The organism is Blautia intestinihominis, assembly GCF_040096655.1.
GTDB lineage: Bacteria > Bacillota > Clostridia > Lachnospirales > Lachnospiraceae > Blautia_A > Blautia_A intestinihominis.
Genome location: NZ_JBBMEI010000095.1, coordinates 1 through 10,625 on the forward strand (window position 1 = coordinate 1; position 10,625 = coordinate 10,625).

Consider the following 10,625-nt stretch of genomic DNA (forward strand, 5'->3'; position numbering starts at 1 on the left):
GAGGTTGATAGGGCAGAGGTGGAAGTGTGGTAACACATGGAGCTGACTGCTACTAATAGGGTGAGGGCTTGACCAACTAGTTCGAGAAAGGTCATGAGGTGACCGCTATCGAACGGAAGCATGGTTAAAATTCGATTGCTTAGTCAACATGTATGTAGTTTTGTAGGTACGATAAATTTTCTAGGGGATTGGTCAAATGGTATGATAGGGGTCTCCAAAACCTTTGGTGGGAGTTCGATTCTCTCATCCCCTGCTATTTAAGAAGAACAAAGAAGTTTTAAATAGAACTTCTTTGTTCTTTTTTTGTGAAAAAATGAGATATCGGGAGAAATATAGAAAAAAAGAAAGTAAAACATAGATAATATCAATATTTCGTTGCGCTTTTTCACGATTTAGCGTAATATAGTAGTATTAAAGTATAGTATTAGGAAAGAGGGGCTTATGGAGAAATTTTCAATGTTTGTAAACCAGATGGATGCGATAGTCTGGAGCATGGTATTGGTTGTTTTGTGTCTTGGAGTTGGACTTTATCTGTCACTGCGTCTTAAATTTCCACAGATCCGCTTAGTGAAAGAAATGGTCAAACTTCTGACATCCAAAGAAGAGAGTGAGAGCGGAATCACTCCATTTCAGGCATTTGCTACAACAGTAGGTGCCCGCGTAGGTATGGGAAATATTGCCGGCGTCGCTTCTGCGATCTTTTATGGCGGACCGGGATCTGTTTTCTGGATGTGGATGATCGCTGTGATCGGAGCAGCGTCTGCCTTTGTTGAATCGGCACTTGCCCAGGCATACAAAGTCAAGAGTCCTGACGGAGAATTCACCGGCGGCCCGGCATATTACATAGAAAAAGGCCTGAAGTGCAAACCATATGCGGTCGTGTTTGCAGTAGTTGCCTTTCTGGGACCTGGATTCCTCATGCCGGGTGTGCAGATTAACTCACTGGTAACTGTGTTTGAGGAAGCTTTTTCTGTAAATAAGATCCTTGTGGGCGCGATCTGCTGTATCGTACTTGGAATCGTAGTATATGGAAGTATCAAACGTATTGCCCATATCGCGGAAATGCTGGCACCGGCAATGTGCGCGATCTATATTCTGGCAGCGCTGATCATTGTCGGACTGAATATCACAAAACTTCCGGGGATCCTTCTGATGATCGTGCAGTCTGCGTTTGGTGTACATGCAGTACTTGGCGGTATTCTCGGATCTGCTGTTTCCTGGGGTGTCAAACGAGGAATTTACTCAAATGAAGCTGGAATGGGATGTGGTGCGATTGTGTCCGCAGCGGCAGAATGTTCCCATCCGGTGAAACAGGGACTGATCCAGTCATTTTCTATCTATGTAGATACTTTATTTATCGGAACTTCAACTGCACTGATCGTTCTTCTGACAGGAACCTTTGATGTCACCGATGGTGCAGGAAATCTTCTAATGAGCCAGACCGGCGGCATCGAAGCCGGAATCAAATGGACACAGCATGCGCTGATGAGCACATTTGGAAGCTGGAGCGGCAAGGCGCTGGCGATCATCATTGTATTGTTCGTATTCACATCCATGACGGGATACTGTTATCAGGCAGAGTCCAATATCCGTTATCTCACCGGCAACAGCAAGAAAGCCATTGCAATCGCACGGGCAATTTTTCTTGCGGCATCATTCATGGGAGCCATTGTAAATGCGGATGCAGTATGGGCGATGGGCGATATCGGCTATGGCCTGATGGCATGGGCAAACATCATTGCGATTGCACTTCTCGCACCAAAAGCCGTCGCACTTCTTAAAGATTACGAAAAACAAAAGAAAGAAGGCAAAGATCCAGCCTTCGATCCGAAAGAATTCGGAATCGAAGATGAGACCGGAGCCTGGAAATAGCAATAAAAAAAGATAGCTGACAATAAATAGTTCGGCTATCTTTTTTTATGGAAAAATTCAGAAGTTCTCTATGTATTTGATCACTTTTTCAGCAGTGGTGTTCTGGTATTTGCCTTTTTTCCAGATGACACCGATACGCTGCTCAATCGATGGCATGACCGGGATCCCGACAATATCTGGATGTGCTTCCACAATAGAACGATACAGGAAGGTTCCTACATGACCGGATTTGACCATATTGATGAGTGTCGTGATCTGGCTGGTGTTTAGGATAACACGCGGGGTTACACCGACTGCTTTGAACTGCCGGGTCAGTGTCATGACCTGCACAGAATCTGTGTTAAAGAGAATCAGAGGTTCGTTTGCGAGCATAGTGAGAAGAATTGTCTTCTGTTCGGCAAGAGGATGATCTGGTGCAACACAGAAATAAAGATCCTCTGTATCAATAATGCGAGAATTACATTTGTCAATTGCAGGCTGTTCCGCATTGACGATCGCGATATCCAGTTTTTCCTCCAAAACAAGGTCACACGCTTTGATAGAACCAAACTCAAAAAGCCGGAAATCGACTTCCGGGAAATTTTCTTTCAGGGATAAATACAATTCAGGCAGATAGATCGTCCCCAGCATAGGCGGGATCCCGATGCGGATCGGTGTGATTTTTTTCCTTAATTCATGAAATTCCATCTCGACAGAATCTGCATGCGCAAGAAGTCCTTCTGCACTCTTATAAAAGAGCTCGCCTTCCGGTGTGAGGGTGAGCTTATTATTATTCCGGAAAAAAAGATTCACACCAAATTCCTCCTCCAGCGCCTTGATCGCATTGGAGATCGAAGGCTGAGTCACAAAAAGCTCCTTGGCAGCCTTGGTAATATTGTGATACCGGGCCGCTACACAAAAGTATTCTAACTGAGTTAATTTCATAAGCGCGTTTTCCTCCATCGCTTTTATCAGCAGGTAAGTTTCTCATTATTAACAAAAAGGCTACGCTATTGATACTAAAAAGTCAATAACTTTTTCTTATGGAACCATATGTTTTTATAAATGTACAATCCTGAAACCTTTATATATAATAAGCTCATAACAAAACAGTAATGAATCGGCCGAACGATTACTGAAAAATTACATAACAAAAAAGTAGGAGGGTGTGGCAATGAGTCCATCAACAATTACACTGCTGTTTCTCCTGTTTGCGGTAATCATGTTCGTACTTGAGAAGATTCCGCTGGGAGTTACATCCATGATCGTCTGTATCGGTCTTGTCGTAACCGGAGTCCTGGATGTCAAAACAGCTTTTGCAGGATTCATCGACAGTAATGTCATCTTGTTTGTATCCATGTTCATCGTAGGTGGGGCATTATTTGAAACTGGCATGGCAAACAAGGTCGGAGGTATTGTAACAAAATTTGCAAAATCAGAAAGAATGCTGATCATCGCGATCATGGTGATCGTAGGTTTTATGAGTGGTGTTTTATCCAACACAGGTACAGCCGCAGTTCTGATCCCGGTAGTGATCGGTATCGCAGCAAAATCCGGATACAAGAGATCCCGTCTCCTGATGCCGCTGGTATTCGCAGCAGCTATGGGCGGTAACCTTTCTCTGATCGGAGCACCAGGAAACCTGATCGTACAGAGTGCACTTCAGGAAATTGGAATGAAATTCGGATTTTTCGAGTATGCGATCGTAGGTCTTCCGATCTTGATCGTAGGAATTCTGTTCTACGCAACCATCGGTTACAGACTTCTTCCAAATCACGATGTCAAAGATGAGGGAGCATTCGATACAGAAAAAGATTTCAGCGACGTTCCGGCATGGAAACAGTGGTTATCCCTGATCATCCTGATCCTGACACTGCTGGCAATGATCTTTGAAGACAAAATTGGTATTAAATTATGTATTTCCGGTGGAATCGGAGCACTGCTTCTGATCCTCACAGGAGTTATCTCTGAGAAAGATGCACTCAAATCCATCGATCTCAAGACGATCTTCCTTTTTGGCGGTACACTTTCTCTTGCAGCTGCACTGCAGGAAACAGGAGCCGGTGAACTGATCGCCAACAAAGTAATTGGAGCACTTGGTGAAAATCCATCTCCATACATCCTGACATTTGTAGTATTCATTCTCTGCTGTATCCTGACAAACTTCATGTCAAACACAGCAACAACCGCTCTTATGGTTCCAATCTGCCTGTCAATCGCACAGGGAATGGGAGCTGACCCGAGAGCAGTACTGATGGCATGTGTGATCGGCGGTTCCTGCGCATACGCAACACCGATCGGAATGCCAGCAAACACAATGGTAGTAGGTGCCGGCGGATACAAGTTCATGGACTATGTAAAATCCGGATTCCCGCTCATCATCATCGCAACAATCGTAAGTATGATCATTCTTCCGATCGCTTTCCCATTCTTCCCGTGAGAATGAGAAACGCGAAAGGAATTTGATAAATAAACTCAAACTCAATTATTAACTTTAAAATTATAATAACCAGGAGGACAAACAAATGGGTAAGAAAGAACAGGTAGAGCAGCTTACCACTTATATGGCAAACTTTGTTTCCTATATTGGTAAAGTGCTGCCGGACGACATCAAGGCAAAGATCAACGAACTTGCAGAGAAAGAAGACAGCCCGCTGTCTAAAGTAATTTACCAGACCATGCAGAGAAACCAGGTTCTGGCAAAAGAACTCAACAGACCAAGCTGCCAGGATACAGGTGTATTACAGTTCTGGGTAAAATGTGGAACAAACTTCCCGCTCATCGGAGAACTGGAAGCACTCCTCAAAGAAGCAGTTGTCAAAGCTACTTTCGAAGCACCACTTCGTCATAACAGTGTAGAAACATTTGACGAGTACAACACAGGCAAAAACGTTGGTAAAGGAACTCCTACCGTATTCTGGGATATCGTTCCGGACAGCGACAAATGCGAGATCTACACATACATGGCCGGTGGCGGATGTACTCTTCCGGGAAAAGCTATGGTCCTGATGCCAGGTGAAGGCTACGAAGGTGTAACAAAATTCGTTATGGATGTCATGACATCTTATGGCTTAAATGCTTGTCCGCCACTCCTTGTAGGTGTTGGTGTTGCAACATCCGTAGAAACAGCTGCACTGCTTTCCAAGAAAGCTCTTATGAGACCGCTTGGAAGCCACAACGAAAACGAGCGTGCTGCATCCATGGAAAAACTGCTCGAAGACGGTATCAATGCGATCGGCCTTGGACCTCAGGGTATGGGCGGTAAATATTCCGTAATGGGTGTTCACATCGAAAACACAGCAAGACATCCATCCACCATCGGTGTAGCCGTAAACGTTGGATGCTGGTCCCACAGACGTGGACATATTATCTTTGATAAAGACCTTAACTACACAATCACAACACATTCGGGGGTGACTTTATAATGCTGGAAATGAAAGATGGAAAGAAAATTTTAACAACACCGATCTCAGCAGAAGATCTGAAGGATATCCATGCAGGAGATATCGTATACTTAAACGGAAGCATGACAACCTGTCGTGACGTTGCTCACAGACGTCTTGTTGAAGAAGGCCGTGAACTTCCTGTAAACGTAAGAGATGCAGCAATTTTCCACGCTGGCCCGATCATCCGTCCACTGGAAAATGATAAGTTCGAAATGGTATCTGTAGGACCGACAACCAGTATGCGTATGGAAAAATTTGAATACGAATTCGTAAGAGAGACAGGCGTTCGTGTTATCATCGGTAAGGGTGGTATGAAAGAAAACACAGAGCGTGCATGCAAAGAATTCGGTGCGATCCACTGTGTATTCCCGGCTGGAAACGCAGTTGTAGCAGCAACAGAAGTAGAAGAGATCGTAGATGCTCAGTGGAGAGACCTCGGAATGCCTGAGACACTGTGGCACTGCCGTGTCAAAGAATTCGGACCTCTGATCGTATCCATCGACACAGAAGGACGTAACCTCTTCGAAGAGAACAAAGTGATCTTCAACCAGAGAAAAGATAAAGCAGTAGAAGAAATCTGTAAGCACGTAAGCTTTATCAAATAATTCCTTAGAATTAAATGTTCAGACACATATAAGTAACGTACTTAATAAGTAAATCAAAATTTTGCCATAACAAAAGCCATACCGAAGGATTACTGCCATGATCCCGGAGTATGGCTTTTGTGCTGCTTATGAATAAAAATTTTATGCGGATTTTGTTTCGTGGGCGTGAGCGTAGGCTACCTGGATCTCTTCCGGCATAGAATCCGGGATCATCGCATGAAGCTGATCTTCGCTGACACCTTTCATTACCTGGTCATAAAACCAGCATTTGTATTTCAGCATATCAAGTGCTTGGTTCATACGCTCAATTTCTGCCTCGATATTCTGACGCTGACGCTGGAACATGGCACGGCGCTGCGGGTAAGTTTCCTTTCCCATGGCACACCATTCGATGAACTGGTGGATGTCCTTGATCTCCATGCCGGATTTTTTGAGGCATTCGATGACACGCAGAGTCTCTAGTTCGCGGTCGCTGAATTTGCGGACCCCGGAGACACGCATCATATCCGGAAAAAGCCCTCCTTGTCATAGTAGCGGAGCGTGGAGACCGGCAGGTCAAACATTTCAGATACTTCTCCGATAGAATACATAATAAAAACCTCCTGAATTCAGATATTTCGATTAAAAGTTAAGATCGCGAAGCGCAGGATAACCATAAGCGGACTTCGCACTACGAACAGCACAGAGGATCGCTTCTGACATGACATCGGCTGCAAGCGTGCCGACCATATCGCAGTCTGCAGCAACGGTTCCGACGGAAAGGGCGTAGATACTGTCGCCGTCAGCAGAAGTGTGCACCGGACGGATGGAGCGGGCATAGCCATTGTGTGTCATACCGGCGATCTTGCAGAGCTGGCTTTTGTCGAATTTTGCATTGGTGATGATGGTACCGATCGTAGTATTTCCTGTAAATTTGTTTTCGCGTACTTCATAAGACTGATAGAGCAGTTTCGCAGAATCAGCAAAAGAATTACGGTCTTCATTGAGTAGACCGGCGATGATCCTGCCAGAGTGGTGATCGTAAATATCACCAAGTGCATTTACCGCAACGATCGCGCCGACTTTAAGCTCACCGATCTGCACGGCGTAACTTCCGATGCCGGATTTCATGCAGAAATCCATCCCCTTAAATTTACCGACGGTTGCTCCTGTACCTGCACCGAAGTTTCCATCCTGGTAATTGTCAAGATAAGCATTCTTACAGGCTTCATATCCCATCGCCTTATCCGGGCGGCAGTGTGGATCAGCTACGGTCAGGTCAAAAAGATCCGACTGGCAGACAAGCGGTACCTTAGTCACGCCTACATCAAAACCGATGTCCTTTTCTTCCAGGAACTGCATGACACCGCCGCCGGCATCCAGCCCGAATGCACTTCCTCCACCAAAGAGTACGGCGTGGATCGTCTGTGCATTGGCAAGCGGCTTGAGAAGTTCGCTTTCCCTCGAAGCAGGACCGCCCCCGCGGACATCAAGTCCCGCGCACATGCCGCCTTCGCTCAGGATAACGGTACATCCTGTTCCTCCATCGACATTCTGTGCATTTCCAATGCGGATCCCCGGAAAGTCTTTGATACTGATAACGTCCATTACATTCCTCCATAATCTGTAAAACCGTAAAATAAAACCGGAATTTACTCTATATTTTACCTAAAGGCATTGACCTAAAGTCAGGTTTAAGTGTTATACTCATAGTAACAAATTAAAATTTTAATGTCAAACAGAATGGAGGAAACTTTATCATGGCAAAGAAATTAGTAGCATATTTTTCAGCAAGCGGAGTAACAGCAAAGATGGCAAAAGCCCTGGCAGAAGTTACAGGAGCAGATCTTTTTGAAATCCAGCCTGCAGTACCGTACACCAATGCAGACCTTGACTGGATGAACAAAAAGAGCCGCACCATCTGCCAACTGGAAAGAAGGCAAACGTTTCGGAAGTGCGGACAAGAATGCTCTCAAAGCATGGGCAGATTCCCTGGGAATGTGATACTCACAATAAAATACACGATCACAGACAGAGCGATATAGCCTGTTTCTTAAAGGAAGCGGGTGTGTATCGCTTTTTTCTGCTTTTTTATAACAATATAAAAATATTTTTGGCAAATAAAAAGTTTTTGCAATATCCAATTGCAAGAATACATGATTACGGTTATAATGACGGCAGAGGTGAGCAAAATGGCAGATTATATCATCTGTAATGGAAAGATCGTAAATGGAAAAAACGAGGCTCCTTTTGAGGGCAATATCATAATAGAAGGAAGCCGGATCAAAGAAATCACAAAGACGACGGAGTTTCCTTCTGATTTTCCGACGGAGCGGATCCTGGATGCGAAGGGTGGCTATGTGACGCCGGGATTTATTGACATCCACAGACATGGAGACTGGCAGGCACTGGAAAACGGTGACGATGAACTTCTGAACCGTCAGGGACTTACGACAGTTGTGAATGGAAACTGCGGCCTTTCGGTCGCACCGGTCGGAACAGAACATCAGAAGGAGATTCTTGGTTTTATCAGTAGCGTTACCGGAAATCCGCCGGAGAAATATATAAAGGAAGACAAAAGCTGCCCGGCAGCAGAGTTCTTCCACGCCTATATGGATGCCCTGAAAGCGACGAAGCGGAGCGTGAATACAGGAATGCTCGCGGGAAACGGAACGATCCGTGCCTGTGCAGCCGGCTACAGGACAGGAAGTTTGACGAAAGAAGAATTAAGAACAGCCTGGAAGCAGATCGAGGAGAGCCTGGACGCAGGAGCACTCGGTATCAGTCTTGGTATTGCCTATGCGCCGGAATTTGAATACGATGAAAAAAGCCTGATCGAAGTCTTAAGTCCGCTCAAAGATACCGGGATCCCGATCACGACGCATGTGCGCAGCGAAGGCGACAGTCTGATCGAATCACAGAAAGAAGTCCTCCATGCAGCAAAGGCACTTCATATCCCGCTGCACATCAGTCATGTGAAATGCATCGGAAAGAAAAACTGGGGAACGAAATGTGAAGAAGCCCTCCGGCTTTTTGCACAGGCGAGGGCAGAGGGTGTGCAGCTTGATTTTGACCTGTATCCGTATCTGACAGGTTCCACACAGCTCGTGCATGTGCTTCCACCGGAATGCCAGAAAGGCGGTACGGATGAAATCATCCGGAGACTGAAGGACAGAACATACCGTAAACATCTGACAGAAGTCCTCAAAACACCATCTGATGAATTCGAAAATATCGTGGAACTGGCAGGTTTTGACCAGATCTATGCAAGCACGCTCCATACAGAGAAATACAAAGCCTATGCAGGAAAAACGATCCAGGAGATCGCAGACTTTACAGGAAATGATCCGTATGATACACTGTATGACATTCTGATCGAAGAAAACTGTCAGGTCACAATGCTTGACACGATCGCATCGGAAGAAGACATGCTGCATTTTCTGAAGGATGAATATGCAAATCTGATCTCAGATGCGATCTATCCGGCAGGTGGCAAATATCATCCGAGGGTTTATGCCGCATTTCCGAAGGTGCTTACGGACTATGTGCGTGACAGACAGATCTTTACGATCGAGGAGGCTGTCTACAAGATGACAGGAAGAGCAGCGAAACCTCTGCATCTGGACCGTGGCGTTCTGGAGGCAGGGAAGGCAGCAGATATCAATATTTTCCATCTGGAGAATCTCAAGGTGAAAGCAGATTTTGATGATCCGGATCAGTTCTGCGAGGGATTTGACTACGTTCTGACAGGAGGGAAGATCGCAGTCAGGGATGACAGATGGACAAACACAGGAAGCGGAGAAGTTCTTGTGAGAAAGTAAACAAATAAAGGGGAATTGGAGAGGGAAGTTATGGATTATCAGCAGCTCATTACATTTATTATGGAAATGGTCGGGACGATCGCTTTTGCGGCATCCGGTGCCATGGTTGCGGTAGATCGGGCAATGGATATTTTTGGTGTGATCGTGCTGGGAGTCACGACAGCTGTAGGAGGAGGGGCAGTGCGTGATGTGATCCTCGGGATCGTGCCGCCGGCAATGTTCCAGCATCCGGTTTATACGGTCGTCGCAACGGTCACATCCTGTGTTGTTTTTATGATCCTGTATCTTAAGAAGGAACTCCTTCAGGGACATAACAGGGAGACTTATGACAAAGTAATGCTTGTCATGGACTCAATCGGGCTTGGAATCTTTACTGTGGTAGGTGTGAATACAGGGATCGCCCATGGATATATGGATTATACTTTCCTGCTGGTGTTCCTTGGCACCGTCACAGGTGTCGGCGGAGGACTTCTCCGTGATGTCATGGCAGGTGTGCCGCCGTATATCCTGGTGCGCCATATTTATGCATGCGCGTCTATCGTCGGAGCAATCGTCTGTGTGGTACTGTACCGGAATTTTGGGGCAGTCGCAGCGATGGTGGGAGCCTCAGCGGTGGTAATACTGATCCGTTATCTGGCAGCGCATTACCGGTGGAATTTGCCAAAACTTACAAGAGAAGAATAAAAGACGACAGAAAAGCAGCCCTTCTACACAGAAAGAAGAGCTGCTTTTGCTTAGAGGAAAATCTATTAATACTGCCGGGGGAATCTTATTCCAGCGGCTGAGTATCCTGAAGTGCTTCAAATCCTTCCTCACCGGTACGGATCTTGACAACGTTTTCGATATCATATACGAAGACTTTTCCATCGCCGTACTGACCGGTGTGAAGTGTTTTCTTGGCTGTTTCGATGACGGTTCTTACC

Annotated in this window: 10 protein-coding genes, 1 tRNA gene and 2 pseudogenes; 8 read left to right on the forward strand and 5 right to left on the reverse strand. The window is 45.7% G+C overall.

Going from position 1 to position 10,625, the window contains the following annotated elements:
* Window positions 1–182 precede the first annotated feature (182 nt).
* Window positions 183–253: transfer RNA gene (locus WMO75_RS17365), tRNA-Trp, on the forward strand.
* A gap of 188 nt (window positions 254–441) precedes the next feature.
* Window positions 442–1,872 (forward strand): alanine/glycine:cation symporter family protein, encoded by a 1,431-nt coding sequence (locus WMO75_RS17370; RefSeq protein WP_303223018.1) that lies wholly within the window; start codon window positions 442–444, stop codon window positions 1,870–1,872.
* A 57-nt stretch (window positions 1,873–1,929) separates the two neighbouring features.
* On the opposite strand, the gene WMO75_RS17375 is transcribed toward WMO75_RS17370, so the two are convergent.
* Window positions 1,930–2,796: a LysR family transcriptional regulator gene (locus tag WMO75_RS17375; protein WP_022214736.1), complete on the reverse strand. Its 867-nt coding sequence runs from the start codon at window positions 2,794–2,796 to the stop codon at window positions 1,930–1,932.
* Window positions 2,797–3,025: 229 nt separating this feature from the next.
* Between WMO75_RS17375 and WMO75_RS17380 the strand changes: the two genes are divergently transcribed.
* The 3 genes from WMO75_RS17380 (at window position 3,026) to ttdB (ending at window position 5,902) form a co-directional block, all read left to right on the forward strand.
* Window positions 3,026–4,291 (forward strand): SLC13 family permease, encoded by a 1,266-nt coding sequence (locus tag WMO75_RS17380; protein ID WP_349078598.1) that lies wholly within the window; start codon window positions 3,026–3,028, stop codon window positions 4,289–4,291.
* Window positions 4,292–4,376: 85 nt separating this feature from the next.
* Window positions 4,377–5,276: a L(+)-tartrate dehydratase subunit alpha gene (ttdA, locus tag WMO75_RS17385; protein ID WP_022214739.1), complete on the forward strand. Its 900-nt coding sequence runs from the start codon at window positions 4,377–4,379 to the stop codon at window positions 5,274–5,276.
* Window positions 5,276–5,902, forward strand: coding sequence for a L(+)-tartrate dehydratase subunit beta (gene ttdB, locus WMO75_RS17390; protein WP_022214740.1), 627 nt, complete (start codon window positions 5,276–5,278; stop codon window positions 5,900–5,902). The genes ttdA and ttdB overlap by 1 nt, the downstream gene beginning before the upstream one ends.
* A gap of 141 nt (window positions 5,903–6,043) precedes the next feature.
* On the opposite strand, the gene WMO75_RS17395 is transcribed toward ttdB, so the two are convergent.
* The 3 genes and pseudogenes from WMO75_RS17395 to WMO75_RS17405 all read right to left on the reverse strand — a co-directional run bounded on the left by WMO75_RS17395 (window position 6,044) and on the right by WMO75_RS17405 (window position 7,489).
* The gene (locus WMO75_RS17395) at window positions 6,044–6,322 is read right to left on the reverse strand and encodes a MerR family transcriptional regulator (RefSeq protein ID WP_334301244.1); all 279 of its coding nucleotides are present in this window, start codon (window positions 6,320–6,322) and stop codon (window positions 6,044–6,046) included.
* Between the two features lie 30 nt (window positions 6,323–6,352).
* Window positions 6,353–6,492: pseudogene (locus tag WMO75_RS17400) on the reverse strand (MerR family transcriptional regulator); the annotation flags it as partial.
* Window positions 6,493–6,523: 31 nt separating this feature from the next.
* Window positions 6,524–7,489 (reverse strand): P1 family peptidase, encoded by a 966-nt coding sequence (locus WMO75_RS17405; RefSeq protein ID WP_173905382.1) that lies wholly within the window; start codon window positions 7,487–7,489, stop codon window positions 6,524–6,526.
* A gap of 152 nt (window positions 7,490–7,641) precedes the next feature.
* Between WMO75_RS17405 and WMO75_RS17410 the strand changes: the two are divergent.
* The 3 genes and pseudogenes from WMO75_RS17410 to WMO75_RS17420 all read left to right on the forward strand — a co-directional run.
* Window positions 7,642–7,824: pseudogene (locus WMO75_RS17410) on the forward strand (flavodoxin); the annotation flags it as partial.
* 249 nt (window positions 7,825–8,073) lie between these two features.
* Window positions 8,074–9,702 carry an N-acyl-D-amino-acid deacylase family protein gene (locus WMO75_RS17415; protein WP_303223019.1) on the forward strand — a complete coding sequence of 543 codons (1,629 nt, stop codon included), beginning with the start codon at window positions 8,074–8,076 and terminating at the stop codon, window positions 9,700–9,702.
* Between the two features lie 30 nt (window positions 9,703–9,732).
* Window positions 9,733–10,386, forward strand: a complete 654-nt coding sequence (locus WMO75_RS17420; protein ID WP_022214745.1) for a trimeric intracellular cation channel family protein — start codon at window positions 9,733–9,735, stop codon at window positions 10,384–10,386.
* 85 nt (window positions 10,387–10,471) lie between these two features.
* Here the strand turns inward: WMO75_RS17420 and WMO75_RS17425 are convergent.
* Window positions 10,472–10,625: P-II family nitrogen regulator (locus WMO75_RS17425; protein WP_349078603.1), on the reverse strand; the 154-nt coding region annotated here is incomplete at its 5' end.

Bases quoted from the DNA above. Each gene is read 5' to 3' on its own strand.
- WMO75_RS17405 (WP_173905382.1), bottom strand. From the start codon at position 7,489: ATGGACGTTATCAGTATCAAAGACTTTCCGGGGATCCGCATTGGAAAT.
- WMO75_RS17375 (WP_022214736.1), bottom strand. From the start codon at position 2,796: ATGAAATTAACTCAGTTAGAATACTTTTGTGTAGCGGCCCGGTATCAC.
- WMO75_RS17370 (WP_303223018.1), top strand. From the start codon at position 442: ATGGAGAAATTTTCAATGTTTGTAAACCAGATGGATGCGATAGTCTGG.
- WMO75_RS17395 (WP_334301244.1), bottom strand. From the start codon at position 6,322: ATGGAGATCAAGGACATCCACCAGTTCATCGAATGGTGTGCCATGGGA.
- WMO75_RS17420 (WP_022214745.1), top strand. From the start codon at position 9,733: ATGGATTATCAGCAGCTCATTACATTTATTATGGAAATGGTCGGGACG.
- ttdB (WP_022214740.1), top strand. From the start codon at position 5,276: ATGCTGGAAATGAAAGATGGAAAGAAAATTTTAACAACACCGATCTCA.
- WMO75_RS17380 (WP_349078598.1), top strand. From the start codon at position 3,026: ATGAGTCCATCAACAATTACACTGCTGTTTCTCCTGTTTGCGGTAATC.
- ttdA (WP_022214739.1), top strand. From the start codon at position 4,377: ATGGGTAAGAAAGAACAGGTAGAGCAGCTTACCACTTATATGGCAAAC.
- WMO75_RS17415 (WP_303223019.1), top strand. From the start codon at position 8,074: ATGGCAGATTATATCATCTGTAATGGAAAGATCGTAAATGGAAAAAAC.